Below are 21,816 nucleotides of genomic sequence, written 5' to 3'. Positions count from 1 at the left end.
GCGGGGCGGGTTTCGTCGGTCGGGGATCTGGCGTTCCGGAGCCGGAGTAGGGGGAATGCGACGGGGTGCGGCGCGACGCGGTGGTTCGCCCGGTCCTCGCTCGCTCATTCGCCTGCCTCGTCGGTCATCTCGGTGGGGTACTGCTGTGTTCTGCCGGTGTCGTCGGATTCTCCGCCGGTTCCGGCTCGTCGGGTTCCGGACCGGGCGTCGGCCCGTCGGTGGATCCGGGGTCGGTGTGCCGGCAACCCGGGTCTTCGGACCCGTCACCACCCGGCGAGGTCCGCACCGACCCGGCATCGTCGGCCCGCTCGGGATCCGGTGGCCACGAGTACCCCGCGTCGTCCGACCACTCACCCGAATGAACTTCTTCGATGTGCAGCGTACGTCGTCGTTGCTGATAGGTTGCCGCGGCGAGCAATCGCTCCTGCTCGTCGGGCTCGGGACGGTCGGCGTCGGCCGGGTCGGGTTCGCCGCGGAAACGGTGCCAGAGTCGCCGAGCCGTCAGCAGCACCAGGGCTGCACCAGCGATGATCGTGATGATGAACAACGCCTTGCCGTAGGCGTTGGAATGCACCGAGAGTCGGATGTCGGAGCCCATCGGCAGGCCGGTGACCGTCGCGATCGAGATGGTGACGGTGATCGCCTCGGAGGTCTCGGCCCGCGTCGGCAACTGCAATTGGCGGGTGCCGCGTGCCGGGATCTCGATCGTCCCGACGTCGCCGATGTCGAGGTCATGGGGCGCGCTGCTCCTGATGTCCACCCGAATGGGCAACGCCAGATCGTTGCGCACCACCAGTAGCAGTGGGCTGCGTTCGGAGGCGAGCGTGTACCGACCGCCCGGGTCGAGGATCGTCACCGCGGCCCGCATGCGATCCAGCGTCGAGGTGACCGCACGGGACGTCTGCGCCCGGGTGTCGGCCAGACGGGTGCGCGTCGCAGCGCCGGCTCGGGCGGGCACGGTCAGCGAGCGCAGCATGTCCTCGCGCAGTGGCGCGAGGTATCGCTCCGGCGTGGTCTCCACGTCGGCCGAACTCACCAGCGAGCCCTGCAGCTGGTAGCTGAGGTCGGCCTGCTCACGCATCGCGGTCGCCGTCTGCTCCGGCAGGGGCACCGAGACCGACGCCACCGGTCCCACACCGGGCAACGGGGCCAGCCGGGCGTCGGCGCGCGCCGCGTCCGCCGAGTCGACGACGCTGGTCAGCGGGGTGGGGGTGGCGACCCGGGAACCCAACAGCACCTCTGCGGTGGAGATGAGTGCATTGGCGTCGTCGGTGGTCGGCGACCAGTACAGGGACGGAAGAACCACCTGCGAGCGACCGGTCGTCGGCTGCTCCGCCGTCGGGGCGACGGAGTCCTGCTCCGAGTCCCCGCGCTCGTCATCGGGAGTGTCGACCGCGGCGAAGGCCAGCGCGCCGATGCCTGCCTGTCGTCTGCTCAGGGGCGACTCCGCAGCGAGGTCGACCATCTGGTCGGCAGGCGTGATCGCCGGTGTCGAGGGGTCGGTCCCGAGAGCCGCGAGTGCGGCGGTCACCGGCTCGTCGTAGGACTGCGCGGCCAGCGGTCCGACGCGGTAGGCACCGGTGCTCTGCGGTTGCGTGGTCGACAGATTGCCCGCGGAGGTCAGCACGGTCGTGTGCTTGGTGTCGTCGAGCAGCGTCGCGCCCGCCTGATTGATCGCGCCGAGGGCCGGAATGGTCAGTCCACGAACGCTTTTGACGCCGAGAATGGAGTCGACGACGTCGGCGGGGGAGTCCAGCGCGGCCGCCGTCAGGCCCGAATTGTCGATCTCGGCGAGTGCAGAGAGGTCCGCCCCGGCAAAGGGCAAGGCCACCACGCACAGTCGCGAGGCGACGTCGTGGAGCTCGTTGAGCCAGGTGGTCGCCGCGTCCTGACCGGTACCCGGCACGGTCGGCGACGTTGGGTCGGACGGATCGGTGGAGACCACATAGCCCAGCGACATCGCGCGCACCGTGACGAGCAGATTGGGGTCGACGGCCAGGCACATGCTGCGCGCGAGGTCCGAGGTCTGACCGGACTGCGCACCCGGTCCGGGGGCCGCCGCCGACGGCGCATCGGGGTCGGGCGCCGACGGCGGCGCGGCGTCGGCGATCGCCCGCAGCGGGGCGAGCACCGAATCCAACCGACCGCCCGGCGACAATGAACGGGCCATGTCCTCGCTGATCAGCCGCACCGGTTCGGTGTTTCCGCCGAGGGCGCCCGGAGCGAGCTGCGGGGGCGCGGCGATCGGCCACAACAGGGTGAATCGCGACGGGCTGGAGGTGTCGGCGGACACCGAACCGTCGGCACCGAGACCGGGAGTCACCGACGACGCGTCGCCGCTGCCCGGATCGGTGTAGGAGGCCGCCCGACTCCGGTCCGGCGGCAACGACAACACCGGCAGCAGCGTGCGCGATCCGGCGACCTGGGCGACGCCGCCGTAATCGGGGAGTCCGTTGACGTTGAGCTGCAGCGGATACACCCCGCGTTGCGAGATCTGTAGACCACCCGGGCCCGACAACGGCACCGTAATCGAAAAGCTCGCCTGCGCGCCCGGACCCAGGGTGTCCGACGACAGATCGGTGAAGTCGGTGGCCGCCGCGATCGGTGGGTGCTCACCGGCCAGCGCGGACCGCAACTGTGCGGCATCGGTCAGTGCGTCGCCCCGCTCGAGCCGGATACCCAGATCACGCAGCGTGCGGCTGCTCGTGTTGACCACATGCCCGGAGATCGCCACCGTGGCAGCCGAACTGCTGGTGACCATCGACGGCGTCATCGAATCGATGACGATCTGGGCAAACCGATCCGGTTGTGAGGTGGCGTCGTCGGCGGGTGCCGCAGCGGCCGGGGCGGCCGACACCACCGCGGCCGGGGTCGCCGACAACATCGTCAGTACCGCCACCGCGACGACCGTGCAGAAACGAGCCCACCATGCGCGCCCCGACGAGGGTTCAGCCATCACCGGCCGCGGGGCGGCGGGGACGCCTCCGGCGCCGACGCGAGGGCGCCGCAGGAGGCGGCTCGTTTCGGCGCTGGTTGCGGGCGGCTGCGGCTCTCTCATAGGCGTTGGGTTCTGTGCGACTGCTCTCGGCCTCGGACTGGGCCAACCGCTGGGGGTCGGCGGCCAGGTCGGCGATGACACCGCGGGCCATGCGGGCCAGTCGTCGCTCGTCAGAGTACGTCAGTCGGCGGGGTAGCTCGTGCAACGGCACCCACGCCACCTCGCTGACCTCGTAGTCCGCATCGGAGAGCTCGCCGCCGACACTGCGCAACAGATAGTGGTGCACGGTCTTGTGGATGCGACGACCCTCGCTGACGAACCAATAGTCGATCTTGCCCAGCGGCGCGACCACCAGGCCCTGGATGCCGGTCTCCTCGGCCACCTCGCGGACCGCGGTCTGCTCGGCGGTCTCCCCGGTCTCGATGTGGCCCTTCGGCAACGACCACATCATGCGCCCACGTCGGTCCACGCGGCCGATCAAGGCGGCCGACAGTTCCTCGACCGGCAGATCGAGGTCGGAGATCACCAATCCGCCCGCCGACGTCTCCCGGACCGTGCGTAAACGCTCCGCGCGCTCCGGACGACGATTGCCGCGCCTGCGCCGACCCGGTGCAGGCGTCGCCGCGTCCTGGGTGAGGCCGGTCTTGGTGATCTGGGCCGACATCACGGCCATGTCCGACGGCTTCGGCGCGCTCACCCGCGTGCCCTTACCGGTCGGTGTGGCGGCGGCCACGGATGCCGGCGACGGGTGACGGGGTCCCCCGGGCTTGGGCGCGTGCGCGCCGGTCCCGTGCCCTCCTGTCCCGTGCGCGCCTGTCCCGTTGACCCCGGTTCCGTTCACGGGAGCCGCCGACCCGTTCACCGGGCCGGGCTTGGCGGTTCCGTTCTTGCCTGTTCCGTTCTTGCTCGGGCCGTTCTTGTCAGCGCTGGTGCTGGTGTGGTTCCTGGTGCCGCCGGCCCGATCGGCGAGATCTGCCGGAGATGGCCGTTTCGGGCGGGGCGTCGGATGCTCGGCACTGGTCGGAGGCGTTTCCGGGCGTGGATGGAACTCCGCATCCAACCGCGATTCCGGAGTACCCCGGCGCTTTCGGCGACCCCGACGACCACGCCGCCGACCCTGCCCACCGACACCATGCGCCTCACCCGACCCGACTCCTGCGGCCTGGCGCCCACCCGCGTTGACGTCGGCGGAGACGTCTGTGGGGTCGGTTGACGGGTCGGTGGGCACGCCTTCGATGCTAGCTGCTGGTCACCGGCCGTTTGCCCACATGGTGCTGGCAGCAGCGCAGACAGGTGTATCCGGCCCGCTGGCTTCGCTCCCGGCGCCGGGCCCCATCCGGCCCGCTCGCTTCGCTCCCGGCGCCGGTAGGCTGTCGTGCCGTGACCGAGCAGCCCCACCCCGCCACCACCGCCGAGCGCCGCACCCGGCTCCTCGCCGCGGCGGCGGTGTCGCTGCGCGCGCTCTCCGACATCACCGAACCGCTCGGCGCACTGTTCGCCGACGCCGGCCACGAGCTGTATCTCGTCGGCGGCTCGGTGCGCGACGCCGTCCTCGGCCGTCTGGGCACCGACCTCGACTTCACCACCGACGCCCGACCCGAGAAAGTCCAGGAACTGTTGTCCGACTGGGCCGACACCATCTGGGACACCGGTATCGAGTTCGGCACGATCAGCGCGCGCCGCAAAGACCTGATCCTCGAGATCACCACGTACCGCGCCGAGAAGTACGACGGCGTCGGCCGCAACCCCGAGGTCACCTTCGGCGAGTCCATCGATGACGACCTCATTCGCCGCGACTTCACGATCAATGCAATGGCCGTGCGTGTCGGCCGCGGGGGCGCCGAGGAATTCCACGACCCCCTCGACGGATTGTCGGCCGCGCTTGCTGGGATCATCGACACCCCCGCGACCCCGCAGGAGTCCTTCGGCGACGACCCGCTGCGCATGCTGCGGGCGGTGCGCTTCGTCTCCCAACTCGGCTTCGACGTCGCACCCCGCGTCTCCGCCGCGATCACCGACATGGCCGAACAGATCGATCGCATCACCCCGGAACGTGTCCGAGTCGAACTCGACAAGATGATCACCGGTGCACACCCCATCGAGGCCATCGAGCTGATGGTCGACACCGGACTGGCCGAGCGCGTCCTGCCCGAGGTGCCGGGGATGCGTCTGACCATCGACGAGCACCATCAACACAAGGACGTCTATCAGCACTCGCTGACCGTCCTGCGGCAGGCCATCGATCTCGAGGACGGCGATCCCGATCTCGTCCTGCGGTGGGCGGCGCTGCTGCACGACATCGGCAAACCGGCCACCCGCCGTCACGAACCCGGCGGCGGCGTGAGCTTTCACCATCACGAGGTGGTCGGGGCCAAGATGGTCCGAAAACGTATGCGCGCGTTGAAGTATCCGAAGGCCGTTGTCGAAGACGTCGCGTCGTTGGTGTTCCTGCACCTGCGCTTTCACGGATACGGCGATGGCGCCTGGACCGATTCCGCGGTCCGCCGCTACATCACCGACGCCGGGCCGCTTCTGGACCGTCTGCACAAACTCGTGCGCGCCGACTGCACCACCCGCAACAAGCGACGGGCCCGGCGCCTGCAACAGAACTACGACGATCTCGAACGCCGCATCGACGAACTGCGCGCCGCCGAGGATCTCGCCCGTGTCCGGCCCGACCTCGACGGCAACGCGATCATGGAGTTGTTGGATCTGCCGCCGGGGCCGCTGGTCGGCAAGGCCTGGCGCCACCTCAAGGAACTACGCCTCGACCGCGGGCCGCTGTCCCGCGACGAGGCCGAGGAGGCACTCCGTCAGTGGTGGGCCGAACAGGGCGGGTCGGGCACCGGGTAGCCGGGCGAGGTTCGTACCGGAACTGCGTCAGTACCCCATCGTCCGCAGGGCGTCGGCGAGCCGGTCGAGGTCTTCCCGGCGCACGTCGAGGTGAGGGCTGATCCGCAGCACCCCCTGGTCCCCGGCCAGCGGTGCCCGCCACGATTCGGCGGCGGTGACCAGGATGCCGAGCTCGTCGAACAACCGATCGCGAGCAGCCCGGAGGTCGGAGTCCTGCCAGCCCGGCGGTGGGGCGAGGGTGACCAGCGCCGACGGCTCGTCGACGGGTTCGCAGACCACCCAGCTGCCGATCCCGTCGAGGCGTTCGCGGGTCGCGCGGCCGATCGCCGCGAGTTCTCGGAAGACTCGTTGCTGGCCGATCTGCTGCAGTTCGGCGACCGCGACACCGAGCCCCAACCGGCCCGCGAGGAACGCCTCCGAACTCTCGATCTCGACGGTCCGCAACGAGTCCCGGCGCACCGCGAGAAAGCCGACGCCGCGGGGCCCGGTCAGCCATTTGCGGCTGGTGCCGTAGACGATGTCGGCGCCGGTGACGGTGGGGACATGGCCCACCGACTGCGCCATGTCGACGACGACGGGCACCTGTGCCGCATGGGCGATCTCGACGATCCGCGCCACCGGCTGCACCACCCCCGACATCGACCCGATGTGGCAGATGTGGATGAAGTCGGGCTGCTCGAACTGCAGCATGTTCTCGAGCGCATCGAGGTCGATGTGCCCGTTGAGGTCGCCGTCGGGCAGTGGGCGCACCGCATAGCCGCGACGTTCGAATTCGACGAGGTTGGGCCCGAACTCGTTCTTGGCCACCCACACCGTGGTCGAGACCGGCAGGCTCCACCCGTTGAGCAGTGCCCGCAACGCCGCCCGCGCACTCTCGCGAAAGGTGATCTCCTCCGCGGTGTGTCCGATCAGAGAAGCGAGATCCCTTGTGTCCCTGGCGAATTCTTCGGCACGGTCATCGGCGGCCACATAGGACCCACGCTCGGCCTCACGCCACAGGTGCGCCGAGATGGTCCCGATGACGGCGTTGGACGACCGACCCGCCGACGCCGAATCGAGATGGGTGATCGCCGGCGACAGTCGCGCCCGGTGGAATTGCTCGCCGAGAACGCTGACGTACATAGCCGTTGAACCTACCGTGTGGGTCGTCGCCGCGACCATCGACCGTCGAGGGAACCGTGGCGCCGGCCCGTGCGTCCAATACCCCATGGATCCTGTCCTGGAGTACGTGTTCGGCAATGGCGACTCAGAGCCCACGCACTGGCACACCCCCGCCGACACCGACACCGACGCCGACGGTGTGCTCGACGCGATCGCGCTCGACTTCGACGGCGACGGTCGTCGCGACGATCTGCTCATCGACACCGACGCCGACGGCATCGCCGACCTCGCGGCTCTCGACCTCGACGACGACGACACCGTGGAGCACCACTATCGCGACTCGGGAAACGGGATCTGGGGTGTCGCCGTCCCGACACGGGAGGCGCCGCCCGCGCCGCACACCCCCGGCACTCGCACCCCGGTCACCCCCACCCCTGCGGATCCCGCTCCCACCGACACCCGGGTCCAGGCGCACGACCTCGACGGCGACGGCACCCCAGACATCGAGATCCTCCTCGACGCAGGGGCGATCCGACGGCTCTACGTCGACACCGACTCCGACGGCCGCCCCGACCAGGTGCTCGTCGACTCCGACGGCGACGGCACCGCCGACGCCGCCTACGCCGAGGGGGAGCCGGGTTTCGGCAGGTGATCGTCGGGGAGGGGCAGCGGTGAGTAGTCGTGGCGGGCGGGATGCAGGCCGCGGACCACCAGGATCCCGATGAGGTAGAGCGCGCACCCGATCAGCACGAGCGGCACCGAGCGGCCGTCCGGGGAGATGATCACTGCGGTGATCACCATCGCGATGACGTAGGCGACGTTGAACAAGGCGTCCTGCACGGAGAAGACCTGTCCGCGCACGGAGTCGGAGATGTCCACCTGCATGGCGACGTCGCCGCACAACTTGGTGGTCTGTCCGACCAATCCGAGCACGACGGCGGCCACGCAGAAGCCGGGGATCGTGAACGTCAGCAGCAGCACCTGGGCCAGCGCGCCGAGCAGCAACATGAGCATGATCGTGGCGCGTCTGCCGTAGCGGTCGACGAGGATCGGTGTGGTCACCGCGGCGGCGAAGGCCCCGGTCGCCACACATCCGAGGACCAGGCTGATCCGGCTCAGTCCGTCACCGCCGCCGTGCACGTGCCGGGCGAAGACGAACAGCATCAGGGTGTTCAGACCGAAGACCAGCCGGTGTATCCCGATCGCCGACAGCGCCGCCGACGCCGGACGGCATCGGGCGATCGCCCGCGCCCCGTGCAGAAAGCCGACGGCCACCGCGTGTGCAGCCGAGTGCCCGATGTCGTCGGGGCGGTCGGGTCCGAGCTGACGGGCCGGAAAACCATGTGCGACCAGGCCGGCGACGAGCGCAAGCACCACACCGATCAGCGTGGTCTCCGCGCTACCGACGTTGTCGTTGCCGACGAGGGCGCGCATTCCGAGCGCGAGACCTGCACCGACCGACAACATCGCCCCACCGAGTGTGGTGAACAGCGCATTCGTCGCGACGATGACCTCGCGATGCGCGACGTGCGGCAGCGCCGCGGACAGCCCCGACGCCACGAACCGGCTGGCCCCGGTGACCGCGAGGGCGCTGATCAGCACCAGGGTGTCGGAACTGCCGGTGCTGATCGCGATCGCGACCATCACGATCAGCAGGGCGCGCAGGACGTTGGCCCACAGCAGGACATTGCGCCGATCCCACCGGTCCAGCAACGCTCCGGCAAACGGACCGATCACCGAATAGGGCACCAACAGCACCGCGAAACCGAGCGCCGCGGCGAGCGGATCGGCATGGCGTTCGGGATTGAACAGCACGCCACCGATGAGCGCGGCCTGGAAGACACCGTCGGTGAGTTGACTGGTCAGCCGCACGGCGAGTAGCCGACCCAGACCGGGTGAGTGGCTCAGCGAACGGGTAAAGATCTTCCACGAGGACGCACCTTCGGTCACCGCGGAATTCACGTACCTACATTACCGACCGAGCCGACTTCTCATGCGATGATGGATGTCGTGGACGGCGGTGACAGCGCAGACGATCTCACCCCCGACCGGCCCGAGCGCGGCGTCGGCGGTGGCGGCGGAGCCGCGGATGCGGCACGAGACATCGAGTCGGCCAACAGCATTCGGGCCGGCACACTCCTGCTCGCGTCGACCGATCTGCTCGAACCCACCTTTGCGCGCACCGTGATCTATGTGATCGAGCACAATGACGCGGGCAGTCTCGGAGTGGTCCTGAACCGGGTGAGCCAGACCGCGGTCCACAACGTGATGCCGTCGTGGACCGATCTGGCCGCGCAGCCGCGGGCTCTGTTCGTCGGCGGCCCGGTCAAACAGGATTCGGCCCTGTGTCTCGGCGTTGTCCGGCGCGGCGCCGACATCTCCGGGATCGAACAGATCCGGCCGGTCAGTGGCCGCGTCGCCCTCATCGACCTCGACGCCGATCCCGAGCTGATCGGGCCGGTACTCGAGGGCCTTCGCATCTTCGCCGGATACGCCGGCTGGGGGATCGGTCAGCTCGACGCGGAGATGGCCCAGGACAGCTGGATGTTGGCCTCGGCGCTCCCGCGCGACATCCTCGCCCCATCGACCACCGACATCTGGGCCGACGTGCTGCGCCGCCAACCATGGCCGTTGCCGTTGTTGGCCACCCACCCCGTCGACGTCACCGGGAACTGAGCGCCGACACCCGGTCAGGCGATCCCGCAGGACCGGTGACACGCCTCACAGGTCTTGCTAGGCTCTCGTCCGGTCACATCTCACCGGGGGGACGGCGATGCGGGTACGGGAAATTCGGGTACGGGGAATCGTCGTTGCGGCGGTCATCGCGATCGTCGCGTTGCTGACCGGCCCGACTCTGGGAGCGGCAGGAACGGCGCACGCGGCCACCGGCCCCGACGGCGGAGCCCCGGCCAAGCGGTGGCTCGCCTCGCACGACGGTCCGCATCCCTACGCCGACGTCAACACCCAATGGGACGTCCCGATCCGGATGAGCGACGGCACCATCCTGCGCGCCAACGTCTACCGCCCGGCCAACGCGGCCCGGATACCGACGACGGCCAAGACGCCGGTCATCGTGACCATGACGCCCTACACCAAACTCGTCTCCGCGATCACCGCGGCCGCGTTGGCCAACCCGGTGCTGGCGCCGCTGGCCGTCCAGGTGGCTTCGGCGATCAACCTGTCGGGCACCCCGATCGACGGCATCAACGACGTCGCGCACCTGATCCGTGATCAGGGATTGCGCAACTTCTCCGTCGACTTCGATCTCGTGCGCAGCGGCTACACGGTGGTGGTCGTCGACGTCCGCGGAACCGGCTTCTCTCAAGGGGATTGGGACGTCTTCCAACAACGGGAGCAGCAGGACTCCGTCGAGGTCATCGACTGGGCCGCCAAGCAGAAATGGTCCGACGGCAAGGTCGGCATGTCCGGCGTCTCGTACTCGGCGATCAACCAGATCCAGGCCGCCAACAAACATCCCGAAGCCCTCAAGGCGATCTTCCCGGTCGAACCGGGCGGCGACCTGATCCGTGACATCGTCGCACCGGGCGGCGCGCTCGGCGTCGGATTCCTGCCGCTGTGGCTGACCCTGGTCAATTCCACCAAGCTGGTCCCCAACGTCGCGTCGATGCTCAACGGCACCTTCGACTGGACGTGGCTGGCCGACCGCCTGCGGGACCCGTTCACCTTCTTCCCGCAACTCATCCAGGCGCTGACCGTCCCGAACATCGCGTCGATCCCACCCCAGCTGCGCGATCTGCTGAGCCCGAATTCCGGTCCGCGGACGGCCTGGCAGGATCACGCCGACACGATCACCACCCCGACGCTCATCTACGGCGGATGGTTCGATCTGTTCACCAACTCCGAGGTCGCGATGTACAACAAGATCCCCCTCGCGCCCGGACGTAAGCAGTTGATCATGGGCGACGGCTACCACCTCACGATCGGCGGTGGGCAGGGCCGGCCGGATACGCCACCACGTCTCGACGTGCTGCAGAAGGCGTGGTTCGACAAGTGGCTCAAGGGAATCGACAACGGGATCGACCGCTACGGCCCGGTGAACCTCAAGCAGGTCGGCGACCGGTGGATCACCGCCTCCCAGTTCCCCCGCGCGGGCATGACCCGTCAGCGCCTCTACCTGGGTGATCGGCGCTCGGGCACGGCCCCGTATGCGCTGGGCGACGGCAGTCTGGGCACCGGTGTCCCGGCGACCCGCGGCCGGATGACCGTGGCGCCGGGACTTGCGACGCTGTGTTCGCGCGACTCCGCACAGCAGATGGCCGGCCTGACCGCGACTTCCCCGACTGCGCCGACGACGCACGGATCTCCGAACGCAACGCGCTGAGTTTCACCAGCGCACCGATGACCACCACCCGCAGCGTCAGCGGCTACGGCAACGTGCATCTGAACACCGTGCTCGACGCCCCGGACGGTTACTGGACCGCGACGCTCAACGACGTCGCCCCGGACGGCACGTCCAAGGTCATCAGCTCCGGGCAGGTGGTCGCGTCGCTGCGCGAATATGACCGCAGCCGTTCGCAGTTCGCGCCCAACGGGGATGTGATCGATCCGTTCTACACGCTCACCCTCGACACCCGCCACCCCGTGACGCCGGGTCAGTCGGTGGGCATCGACATCGGACTCCTACCGACGGAGGCGCTGATCGGCAAGGGTCACCGGCTGCGGATCGACGTGTTCGCGATGAACCTGCCGCGCGGGCTCCCGCTGCGGCCGCTGCTCAACGATTCCGGGCTCCGACCCCAGCACATCGAGCTGGATCCGAGTAACCCCAGCTTCGTGAACCTGCCCTTGTCGGCACCCCTGTGAGAAACCCCCTGGACGGTTCATCGTTACGGTGAACTGGTGCACGCCTTCGCCGACTGGCTCATCGGGGTCATCGAGTCGGTTCCCTCCTGGGCGGTCTACCTGATCGCGGCGGGCATCGTCTACCTCGAGACAGCCCTGCTGATCGCCGGTCTGGTGATGCCGAGCGAGGCGGTGCTGCTCGCGGCCGGGGTCGCCGCCGCGGTCGGCTCCACCAACATCGCCTGGCTGGTGGTCATCGTCGTGTTGTGCGCGGTCGCCGGGGATGCGACCGGGTATTGGCTGGGCCGGGTCGGTGGGCAGCGGCTCAAGGAGTCGGGGCTCGGGCGCCGATTCGGCGAACAACGCTGGGACAACGCCCAGCAGCGTCTGGAACGATCCGGCCTGCTCGTCGTCGGCACCGGCCGCTGGGTCGGGTACGTGCGGACGATCGTGCCGCGGATGGCGGGCATCAGTCGGATGAGCTTCGTGCGGTTCGGCATCGCCGATGCGATCGGCGCACTGACGTGGGCGTCTGCGGTGCTGCTGGCCGGCTATTTCGCCGGGGCGGTGCTCGGTGCGACGATCCTGCTCTACGCCGTGATCGCCCTCGTGGGTGTGGTCGCGGCCTTCTACGGCGTCAGCTGGGCGGTGCACCGCTGGCATCGCGGTGACATCGGCTGAGAGCCGACCGGATACACCGCGCACGCTCGAACCGGCTCACGTCTGCTGGACGGCCTCACGATCAAGTGGTCCGCACCGGACGCCGAATCTCTCGCGCACGGTGTCGAGCGTCCGGCGATACCGGTCCCGCTGCCGACGGTGGCGGAAGATGAACTGCGCCAGCCCTGTCAGCTGCCGCGGCGGCGGGTACCAGCGGTCCAAGTTGAAGCCCGCCTGGGCGAAGACCTGGAGAGGGACCGCGTCGAAGATGAGACCGAGGTTGTATTGCGCGAGCGCCAACAACACGTATGCCGCAGCCGGAGAACCTTTTTCGCGTAGGCCGACCATGTCGAGCTCGTAGAGTGGGACGTCACCGAGCTTGTCCAGGAACATGAGGTGGGTGAGGAAGTAGCCGGCGTAGGTGGTCAGATGGAGCACCGCCGAGCGGTCGTTGATCGACAGGATCGACCCGCCGGGGGAGACGTAGGGGTCGTACGGGCTGTCGTGGACCGCGAGGTAGCCGGTGCAGTTGACGATCAGACTTCCGGCCGCGATCTCGATGGTGTTCCCGCTCCGGAGAACGAGTTCGGTGGTCTCGTTGTGGTCGTGCACGTCCACCAGGTAGTCCCGGACGACGCGGTGAAGTCCCGCGGAGATCGTGGCGCGCTCCGTTTCGGACAGCAGGCCCAGGAAGTGGTGGGCGGCGTCCGGGATGGGCTCGGAACCGAATTTCGCGCGGAACCACTCGGTGACCTCGGCCTCGTTGGTTCCGTCGAAGCGGTGGGCCGCGAGCGCACCGATCTCGTTGGAACGCTTGCCGCCGAACCATCGTCGGATTCCGTCGGCGAACATGGTCTCCCGGGACAAGAAGAAGGTGCCGCGGCCGGTCACCATGTTGACCTCGCGGCCGGGATGGGAGGTGATGAGTCGGTACGCCGTATCGGTCGCGGTCTTGCCGCTGCCGACGATCCAGACGGGAGCCGCATCGGGAGCGCTCGCGGGATCCGATGAGTCGGGATCCCATGAGTTCGGGGAGACCGACCGGACCCGTGTGCTCGACAACGTCAGCGGCGGATTCGGTCGGACGTCGAAGCCGTAGGCCTTGATGAGGCGTGGGGCCTCCACGACGAGGTGCTCGCCTGAGGCATTCCGAAAGGCCGCCCGGACGCCGTTGCGCTCAACCGCGGACTGCAACGACCACCCGTACCGTTCGTCGAGCGTCACGCGCTGCGCCAGTACGTCGACGATGTGATCGACGTGGTCCAACACTTCGTCGCGCGTGGCGAGGTGAGCCGGGTCCCTGGAATCTTCCCAGCTGATGTCACCGGCGGTGAACAAGCGGTGGGGCTGGTGGAGCCGCACATAGGCGTAGGTGTCGATCCACATGCCCCCCGCGCGTGGCCGGCGATCGACCAGAACCACCCGCTGGTCGCGAGCGAGGTACTGCGTCGCGGCGAACAGAGCATTCAGGCCGCCGATACCGGCTCCGACGATGCAGAGATCAGCGTGAATGACGTCGGCCGGTGCGGATTCCGGTGTGGCGGGTTCGGACATGGGACGCTCCCTCGCTGGTGACACAATTGTCTCCGTCTGCGATGGGCGATGCGCGGGAATGGTCGGTTTTGTCCCCCGTTCGGAGGGTCCGGTCGAGGGGTCGAGTCGAGAGATTTCGTCGTCGTACCCGACGCTCTCAGCCCGGTTCCGACCCGGATTCGGCGGCATCGAGGGCGGCGGCCTCGCGACCGTAGCGGGTGGCCAACCACGAGCACATGATCAGCTGTATCTGGTGAAAGATCATGAGCGGCAACACGATCAGGCCGACCACCGACCCGCTGAACAACACCGTCGCCATCGGTAGACCGGTCGCGAGGCTCTTCTTGGTGCCGCAGAACTGGATGGCGATGGCGTCCTCGCGGTGGAAGCCGAGCCGTCGTGGCAGCCAACCGGTCAGCCACAGCATGAACGCGACGAGCACGATCGCGACCACCGCCATCGCCACCACCTGCCACACCCCGACGATCGACCAGATGCCGTTGCGCACACCCTCGCTGAACGCGGCGTAGACGACGAGCACGATCGACCCGCGATCCACGTACTTCGTCGGCTCGGCGAATCGCTTCAGGATCGGCGTCACCAATGGTCGGCACAGCTGGCCGAGGATGAACGGCACCAGGATCTCCAGCAGGATCTCCAGGACCTGCGAGCCGGTGATGTGCACACCGTTGGTGCTCGACATGAGCACCACGACCAGCACCGGGGTGAGGACGACGCCGAGCAGGTTCGACGCCGACGCACTCACGATCGCGCCCGCGACATTGCCCCGGGCCATCGAGGTGAACGCGATCGAGGACTGCACCGTCGACGGCACCAGGCACAGATACAGCAACCCCGATGTGAGGTCGTCGCCGATCACCGGCCGCAGCAGCGGTTGCAGCGCGAGCCCGATGAGGGGGAACACCACGAAGGTGAAGGCCAGGATGATCAGGTGCAGGCGCCAGTGCGTCAGCCCCTCGAGTGCCTGCCGGGGGTGTAGTCGGGCGCCGTAGAGGAAGAACAGGAAGCCGATGGCGACCACGACGACCCAGTCGAGGACGTCGGCGAATTGGCCACGGGCCGGCAGGAAGGCCGCGGCGACGACCGCTGTGAGGATCGCCAGGATGAACCCGTCGATCGGCGAACGGCTCAGCAGGGAGCGCATGCGGTCGCTCAGCGCTGGGCGGTGTCGGCTGCCGGTTCGGCCGCGCACACACCACGCAAGGTGCATGATGCGCAGCTCGATTCGCCACACTCGTCGGCCGGGCCCTGCGCGTCGGTTTTCGCCGCATCCGTCGCGGGGGCGGTGTGGTCATGGGAGCCGGCATCGGCAGAACAGCATGAGCAACCCGAGTCGTCGTCGGGGTCGACCGCCCAGCGCGCCGCGCGCACCCCGTAACCACTGACCACGCCGACCACCACCAGCGCGGCGAGCAGGGCGCCGACGGCGAACAGGAACGACCACGTGCCGCCGACACCGAGCGTCAGCAGGCCGCCGGCGATCAGGATCACCGCGGCGCCGAGGGTGCCGGGGGCGGCCACCTTGTTGGCCAGCGCGAAGGCCTCGTCGGAGACCAGCGTCTCCGGTGCGCGAACGCCGAGCCAGCGGTTGCGTCGCAGCGTGCCGCGCAGACCGGCAACCCCGACCACGACCCACACGAGGGCCAGGACGAACACGCAGACGGCGACGACGACGGACAGAACGCTCACCCGACCACCATACGAGCTGGGGCAGGCAGGGGCGAAACTCGCCCGCGGACTCCGCGCGCGAGTGGGACGAGTGCCGCTGCAGTGTGCCTCGGGCCACCATTTACGCTGGTGGGGTGACTTCAGCGGATACCTCGACCCCACCGGCCCAGGGCACCCATCGCTACACGGCCGAACTCGCGGGACAGATCGAGCAGCGCTGGCAGCGGAACTGGTCCGACCGGCACGCCTTCGAGGCGCCGAACCCGGTAGGACCGCTCGCCGGTGATCTCAGCGCCTTTGGCGGCGGTGCTCCCGATTCGCCCGAGAAGGTCTTCGTCCAGGACATGTTCCCGTATCCCTCGGGTGCGGGTCTGCACGTCGGACATCCGCTGGGGTTCATCGCCAGCGACGTGTTCGCCCGGTATCAGCGGATGATCGGCCGCAACGTCCTGCACACGATGGGTTTCGATTCCTTCGGTCTGCCTGCCGAGCAGTACGCGGTGCAGACCGGTACCCATCCGCGGACCACCACCGAGGCGAACATCGAGCGCTACCTCGGTCAGATCCGCAGGCTCGGGCTCGGTCATGACGAACGACGACGCGTGGCCACCACCGACGTGGACTTCTATCGCTGGACGCAGTGGATCTTTCTGCAGATCTACAACGCCTTCTACGACGCCGAGCAGCGCAAGGCGCGGCCGGTCTCCGAGCTGATCGCCGAATTCGATTCGGGTGCACGCACTCTCGATGGTCACGACAAGTTCGACGGGCGTGTGTGGGCCGATCTGTCGCCGGCCGAGCGCAACGAGGTCGTCGACTCCTATCGTCTGGTCTATCAAAGTGATTCGCTGGTCAACTGGTGTCCCGGGCTGGGTACCGTGCTCGCCAACGAGGAGGTCACCGCCGACGGTCGCAGCGACCGCGGCAACTTCCCGGTGTTCCGTAAGCACTTGCGGCAGTGGATGATGCGCATCACCGCCTACTCCGACCGCCTCCTCGACGACCTCGAGGACCTGGATTGGCCGGAGAAGGTCAAGACCATGCAGCGCAACTGGATCGGGCGTTCCCGGGGCGCGCAGGTCCGCTTTGCCGCCGGCGGGACGACGATCGAGGTCTTCACCACCCGCCCCGACACGCTGTTCGGCGCCACCTACATGGTGCTCTCACCCGAGCATCCGCTCGTCGACGAGCTGACCGCCGACGCCTGGCCCGACGGCACCGATCCCCGATGGACCGGTGGCGGTGCCGACACCCCGACCGCCGCCATCGCGGCCTACCGCACCGCGATCGCCGCCAAGTCCGATCTCGAGCGGCAGGAGAACAAGGAGAAGACCGGCGTCTTCACCGGCACCTACGCCACCAATCCCGTTGACGGGCGCGAGATCCCGGTGTTCATCGCCGACTACGTGCTGATGGGCTACGGCACCGGGGCGATCATGGCGGTGCCCGCTCACGACGGTCGTGACCATGAGTTCGCCACCGTCTTCGGCCTGCCCATCCTCGAGGTCATCGGATCCGAGCAGGGGGTGGCCACCGAACCGTTCGTCGGCGACGGGCCGCTGGTCAATTCCGGTTTCCTCGACGGCTTGCGCGTCGACGAGGCCAAGGCCGCGATCACCGCGTGGCTCGAGGAGCGCGGTGCCGGTGAGGGCACCATCCAGTACAAGCTGCGCGACTGGCTCTTCGCCCGGCAGCGGTATTGGGGCGAACCGTTCCCGATCGTCTACGACGCCGACGGTCAGGCCCACGCGTTGCCGGAATCGATGCTGCCGGTGGAACTCCCGGAGGTCGATGACTACGCACCGGTCTCCTTCGACCCGGAGGATTCCGGGTCGGAGCCGTCCCCGCCGCTGGCCAAGGCGACCGAGTGGATGACCGTCGAGCTCGATCTCGGCGACGGTCGTCAGACCTATACCCGTGACGCCAATGTGATGCCGCAGTGGGCGGGCAGCTCGTGGTATCAGCTGCGCTACATCGATCCCACCAACGACGAGACGTTGTGCGCCAAAGAGAACGAGGCCTACTGGATGGGCCCGCGGCCGGCGCTGCACGGGCCGAATGATCCCGGCGGCCTCGACCTCTACATCGGTGGCGTCGAGCATGCGGTGTTGCACCTGCTGTACTCGCGCTTCTGGCACAAGGTCCTCTTCGACCTCGGTTATGTGACCAGCCGTGAGCCGTACCGAAAGCTGTTCAATCAGGGCATGATCCAGGCCTACGCCTACACCGACTCGCGCGGCATCTACGTGCCCGCCGAGGAGGTGACCGAGCGTGACGGGAAGTTCTTCTACAACGGCGACGAGGTCTCCCAGGAGTACGGGAAGATGGGGAAGTCGCTGAAGAACTCGGTGACCCCCGACGACATCGCCGCCGACTACGGCGCCGACACCCTGCGTCTCTACGAGATGTACATGGGGCCGCTCGACCAGTCTCGCCCGTGGGCCACCAAAGATGTTGTGGGACTGCAACGATTCCTGCAGCGGGTGTGGCGTCTGGTGGTCGACGAGGAGACCGGCACGGTGCGCGTCACCGACGCCGAGCTCGACGACGTGACGAAGCGGTTGCTGCACACGACGATCGCGGAGGTGCGAGAGGAGTTCGCCGGGCTGCGTTTCAACATCGCGGTCGCGGCGCTGATCAAACTCACCAATCACCTCACCAAGCAGTTCGAGGGTGGTGCCCCGCGCGCCGCCGTCGAGCCGCTGGTCACCATGCTCGCCCCGCTGGCCCCGCACATCGCCGAGGAACTCTGGCACCGCCTGGGCCACGATGAACTGCTGGTTCGGGGGCCTTTCCCGGACCCCGACCCGCAGTGGCTCGTCGCCGACTCCGTCGAGATCGCCGTGCAGGTGAAGGGAAAGGTCAAGAGCCGCATCACCGTTGCCGCCGATGCCGACGAGGCCACGCTACGTGAGGTGGCGCTGGCCGACGAGAAGATCGTCGCCCTGCTCGACGGGGAGCCCCGCAAGGTGATCATCGTGCCGGGGCGATTGGTCAACATCGTTCCATGACGGCTCGCGGTGATGGTGCCCGCCGGCCACCATCACCGCGAGCCGAGTATCAGATGATCTCGGGCAGAAGCTGATTGAGGCGCGCGAGGGCATCCTCATTGCGTCGATAGTGTGACCACTGGCCGATCTTGGTGCAGTGCACGAGGTCTGCGCGCTGCAAGACCGCCACATACTGCGAGACGGTCGACTGCGATGCACCCATCCGGGCTTGAATGTGCTTGAGGCAGACGCCCACTTCGCTTGCGGGTTCGAGTTGGGGCGGGAAACTTTCCGGGTCGCGCAGCCATCGCATGATCGCCATCCGCTGCGGATGCGCGATCGCCTTGAGAGCGGTGACCACCCACTCGTCGGTGTCGAGCAACTCACTGCTGTTCATCGCTCCAGCATATCTGCTCATCGCGATCTTGTGATATACATTCATCGTAAAATCACGATCTAACGATGGAGGCTTCATGTCGGTACGCGGGAACGCTCTGGTCATCGGTGCACGGGGGGTCATCGGCGGCAACCTGGTCGAGCACCTGTCAGGCACGGACAACTGGGATGTGGTCGGGATATCCCGACGTGGCGCAGAGAACCGGCCACGCATACGCCACGAGCGCGCAGATCTCCTCGATCTCGACTCCACGCGGGCGATCGGTCGTGCCGCGGAGACGACGCATCTGTTCTACGCCGCCTACCAGGACCGTCCGAACTGGTCGGACCTCGTCGAACCGAACGTGACGATGCTGCGCAACGTCCTGGATTCGGTGGATCTCCTACCCGCCTTGGAGCACGTCAGCCTGATGCAGGGCTACAAGGTCTACGGGGCCCATCTCGGTCCGTTCGCGACGCCTGCCAAGGAGAGCGATCCGCCGCACATGCCCCCCGAGTTCAACGTCGATCAGCAGCAATTGCTCGAGCGACCGCAGCGTGGCCAGAGCTGGTCGTGGTCGGCGATACGCCCGTCGGTCGTTGCGGGAGTCACCGTGGGCAATCCGATGAACATCGCGATGGTGCTGGCCGTGTACGCGTCGATCAGCAAGGAACTCGGAATCCCACTGCGCTTTCCCGGCAAGCCGGGCGCCTACACCAGCCTCATCGAAATGACCGACGCGGGCCTGCTCGCGCGCGCCACCGAATGGGCGGCGACGACTCCGTCGGCCGCCAACGAGGCCTTCAACATCACCAACGGCGACATGTTCCGGTGGCAGCGCATGTGGTCGGTGGTCGCCGACTTCTTCGACATCCCGGTCGCGGATCCGTTGCCCATGTCGTTGTCCGAGGTGATGGCCGACAAGCAGCAGGTATGGGACGCGATGGTCGCCGAGTACGGACTGGAGCCCACCCCGTACGAGGACGTCTCCTCCTGGCAATTCGGCGATTTCGTGTTCGGCTGGGACTACGACGTGATCGCCGATACCTCCAAGAGCCGACGCGCCGGATTCCATGACTACATTGAGACCGACGCCATGTTCACCCGGATCTTTCAGCAACTTCGGGAGCGGAGACTCATTCCCTGATTCTCGGCACCTCAGACCGCCGTGATTCGGCAGACGTCACTACTTCGGCGGCAGCTTGCGCGCGTAGTCCGATCCGAGGGTGACCCATCGGCTCAACTGGCGCTCGGTGCGCACGCCGTCGTCGCCGACGCGGAGCCAGCCGCGTGTCTCGCGGCCGGACATGATCATCGGCTCGGTATGCGGATACTCCAACAGCGCCTCGGTCTCCTCGGGTGGGACCCGCACCATGAGTCCACCGCGGGAGCTCGCGGCCAGTGCCATGTTGCCGTTGATGAGGAAGGCGAGCCCCCCGAACATCGGCTTCTCGTCCACATTGCTCTCACCGCTCAGCAACGCGCGGATACGAAACGCGAGTTCATCGTCGTAGGCCACCACTAGAGGGTAGGCATCAAGCGCGGAACAGTGGGCTGGACAGCATCTTACTTCTGAGTAAGATAGCCCGCATGGCGATCAACCTGGAGCTCCCGAAGAAGTTCGATTCGGCGGTCGAGCAAGCCCACCTCGCGGCCGAGCACATCTTCCGACCGGTCTCGCGCAAGTACGACAAGGCCGAGCACAAATACCCCAAGGAACTCGACGACCTGGGCGCACTCGCCAAGAAGGCGCGCGAGGCGGCCAAGGAGTCCGACAAGTCGGGCGGCTCCGATGCCGATGCGGGCACCGTCAACGGCGCCAACATCCGCGGTGTGTTGCACGGCGTCGAGATGGGTTGGGGCGACGTCGCCCTCATGCTGTCCATCCCGTATCAGGGTCTGGGCAACGCGGCGATCTCCGCGGTGGCCACGCCGGAACAGCTCGAGAAGTTCTCCGGTGTCTGGGCGGCGATGGCGATCACCGAACCGAGCTTCGGCTCCGACTCGGCGGCGGTGTCGACGACGGCCACGCGCGACGGCGACGAATACGTCATCAACGGCGAGAAGATCTTCGTCACCGCCGGATCCCGCGCCGACCACGTGGTCGTCTGGGCGACCGTCGACAAGAGCGCCGGTCGCGCCGCGATCAAGAGCTTCGTCGTGCCTCTCGACGCCGACGGAGTGAGCGTGGTGCGCCTCGAGCACAAGCTGGGCATCAAGGCCTCCGACACCGCGGTCCTGCGTTTCGAGAACGCGCGCGTGCCCGCCGAGAACCTGCTCGGCTCACCGGAAGTGGAGACCAAGAAGGCGTTCGCCGGGGTCATGCAGACCTTCGACAACACCCGCCCGGTGGTCGCGGCGATGGCCGTGGGACTCGGCCGGGCTGCGCTGGAAGAACTGCGCAGCCTGCTCGGCGACGCCGGCCACACCATCGACTACGACGCCCCCGCGGCCACCCAGCATGCTGCGGTCGCCGAGTTCATCCGGCTCGAATCCGATTGGGAGGCTTCCTGGTTGCTCGCGATCCGGGCAGCCTGGATGGCCGACAACTCCCAGCCCAACTCCACCGAGGCGTCCATGTCGAAGGCCAAGGCCGGCCGCACGGTCACCGACATCACCAACAAGGCGGTGGAACTCGGTGCGAGCGCGGCATTCTCGGAGACCATGCTGCTCGAGAAGTGGGCTCGCGACGCCAAGATCCTCGACATCTTCGAGGGCACGCAGCAGATCCAGCAGCTGATCATCGCCCGCCGTATCCTCGGAAAGTCCAGCGCCGACCTCAAGTGAGCGACGGGTTCAACGGACGCCGAGTC

At 67.8% G+C, this 21,816-nt stretch carries 16 protein-coding genes and 1 pseudogene; 8 read left to right on the top strand and 9 right to left on the bottom strand.

Annotated elements, in window-relative coordinates; translation table 11 throughout:
* Nucleotides 1-124 precede the first annotated feature (124 nt).
* Nucleotides 125-2,956: a DUF6049 family protein gene (locus AC5ZH6_RS27605; RefSeq protein WP_288338325.1), complete on the bottom strand. Its 2,832-nt coding sequence runs from the start codon at nt 2,954-2,956 to the stop codon at nt 125-127.
* Nucleotides 2,949-4,226: an NUDIX hydrolase gene (locus AC5ZH6_RS27600; protein WP_288338324.1), complete on the bottom strand. Its 1,278-nt coding sequence runs from the start codon at nt 4,224-4,226 to the stop codon at nt 2,949-2,951. The genes AC5ZH6_RS27605 and AC5ZH6_RS27600 overlap by 8 nt, the downstream gene beginning before the upstream one ends.
* 152 nt (nt 4,227-4,378) lie before the next feature.
* Here AC5ZH6_RS27600 and AC5ZH6_RS27595 point away from each other — a divergent pair, with 152 nt between their 5' ends.
* Nucleotides 4,379-5,851, top strand: coding sequence for a CCA tRNA nucleotidyltransferase (locus AC5ZH6_RS27595; RefSeq protein WP_288338323.1), 1,473 nt, complete (start codon nt 4,379-4,381; stop codon nt 5,849-5,851).
* Nucleotides 5,852-5,878: 27 nt separating this feature from the next.
* Here the strand turns inward: AC5ZH6_RS27595 and AC5ZH6_RS27590 are convergent, their stop codons facing one another.
* A complete protein-coding gene (locus AC5ZH6_RS27590) occupies nt 5,879-6,973 on the bottom strand; it encodes an aminotransferase class V-fold PLP-dependent enzyme (protein ID WP_208793403.1) in 1,095 nt (364 codons plus the stop codon).
* Nucleotides 6,974-7,058: 85 nt separating this feature from the next.
* Here AC5ZH6_RS27590 and AC5ZH6_RS27585 point away from each other — a divergent pair, with 85 nt between their 5' ends.
* Entirely contained in the window at nt 7,059-7,604 is a 546-nt protein-coding gene (locus tag AC5ZH6_RS27585) for a hypothetical protein (protein WP_288338322.1), read from the top strand.
* Here the strand turns inward: AC5ZH6_RS27585 and AC5ZH6_RS27580 are convergent.
* Nucleotides 7,571-8,914 carry an MFS transporter gene (locus AC5ZH6_RS27580; protein WP_288338321.1) on the bottom strand — a complete coding sequence of 448 codons (1,344 nt, stop codon included), beginning with the start codon at nt 8,912-8,914 and terminating at the stop codon, nt 7,571-7,573. The two genes, AC5ZH6_RS27585 and AC5ZH6_RS27580, sit on opposite strands and share 34 nt — an antisense overlap.
* Before the next feature lie 36 nt (nt 8,915-8,950).
* On the opposite strand from AC5ZH6_RS27580, the gene AC5ZH6_RS27575 reads away from it, so the two are divergent.
* From AC5ZH6_RS27575 to AC5ZH6_RS27565, 3 genes and pseudogenes are all read left to right on the top strand, one after another.
* Entirely contained in the window at nt 8,951-9,628 is a 678-nt protein-coding gene (locus tag AC5ZH6_RS27575; protein ID WP_288338320.1) for a YqgE/AlgH family protein, read from the top strand.
* A 97-nt stretch (nt 9,629-9,725) separates the two neighbouring features.
* Nucleotides 9,726-11,776: pseudogene (locus AC5ZH6_RS27570) on the top strand (CocE/NonD family hydrolase).
* 36 nt (nt 11,777-11,812) lie between these two features.
* Nucleotides 11,813-12,436, top strand: a complete 624-nt coding sequence (locus tag AC5ZH6_RS27565; RefSeq protein WP_288338319.1) for a DedA family protein — start codon at nt 11,813-11,815, stop codon at nt 12,434-12,436.
* A 36-nt stretch (nt 12,437-12,472) separates the two neighbouring features.
* Here the strand turns inward: AC5ZH6_RS27565 and AC5ZH6_RS27560 are convergent, their stop codons facing one another.
* The 3 genes from AC5ZH6_RS27560 to AC5ZH6_RS27550 form a co-directional block, all read right to left on the bottom strand.
* Nucleotides 12,473-13,969: an NAD(P)-binding protein gene (locus AC5ZH6_RS27560; RefSeq protein ID WP_288338318.1), complete on the bottom strand. Its 1,497-nt coding sequence runs from the start codon at nt 13,967-13,969 to the stop codon at nt 12,473-12,475.
* A gap of 136 nt (nt 13,970-14,105) precedes the next feature.
* Entirely contained in the window at nt 14,106-15,113 is a 1,008-nt protein-coding gene (locus tag AC5ZH6_RS27555) for a bile acid:sodium symporter family protein (protein WP_079931925.1), read from the bottom strand.
* Between the two features lie 8 nt (nt 15,114-15,121).
* Complete coding sequence (locus AC5ZH6_RS27550) at nt 15,122-15,658, bottom strand: SdpI family protein (protein ID WP_006368584.1); 537 nt, start codon at nt 15,656-15,658, stop codon at nt 15,122-15,124.
* A gap of 113 nt (nt 15,659-15,771) precedes the next feature.
* Between AC5ZH6_RS27550 and leuS the strand changes: the two genes are divergently transcribed.
* Nucleotides 15,772-18,648, top strand: coding sequence for a leucine--tRNA ligase (gene leuS, locus AC5ZH6_RS27545; protein WP_271354486.1), 2,877 nt, complete (start codon nt 15,772-15,774; stop codon nt 18,646-18,648).
* Between the two features lie 49 nt (nt 18,649-18,697).
* Here leuS and AC5ZH6_RS27540 read toward each other — a convergent pair whose 3' ends face one another.
* On the bottom strand, nt 18,698-19,024 hold the full coding sequence (locus AC5ZH6_RS27540) for an ArsR/SmtB family transcription factor (protein ID WP_006368582.1): 327 nt from the start codon (nt 19,022-19,024) through the stop codon (nt 18,698-18,700).
* Between the two features lie 76 nt (nt 19,025-19,100).
* Here AC5ZH6_RS27540 and AC5ZH6_RS27535 point away from each other — a divergent pair, with 76 nt between their 5' ends.
* Nucleotides 19,101-20,150: an SDR family oxidoreductase gene (locus AC5ZH6_RS27535; protein WP_288337522.1), complete on the top strand. Its 1,050-nt coding sequence runs from the start codon at nt 19,101-19,103 to the stop codon at nt 20,148-20,150.
* Between the two features lie 39 nt (nt 20,151-20,189).
* Here the strand turns inward: AC5ZH6_RS27535 and AC5ZH6_RS27530 are convergent, their stop codons facing one another.
* Nucleotides 20,190-20,522, bottom strand: a complete 333-nt coding sequence (locus AC5ZH6_RS27530) for a TfoX/Sxy family protein (protein ID WP_271354484.1) — start codon at nt 20,520-20,522, stop codon at nt 20,190-20,192.
* A gap of 71 nt (nt 20,523-20,593) precedes the next feature.
* On the opposite strand from AC5ZH6_RS27530, the gene AC5ZH6_RS27525 reads away from it, so the two are divergent.
* Nucleotides 20,594-21,790, top strand: coding sequence for an acyl-CoA dehydrogenase family protein (locus AC5ZH6_RS27525; RefSeq protein WP_288337521.1), 1,197 nt, complete (start codon nt 20,594-20,596; stop codon nt 21,788-21,790).
* The last annotated feature ends 26 nt before the right edge of the window (nt 21,791-21,816 follow it).

The sequence above is a fragment of the Gordonia sp. YC-XJ4 genome (genome assembly GCF_059511865.1).
Note: the sequence above shows the minus strand (reverse complement) of the source record. Positions and strands in the feature narration are given on the sequence as shown.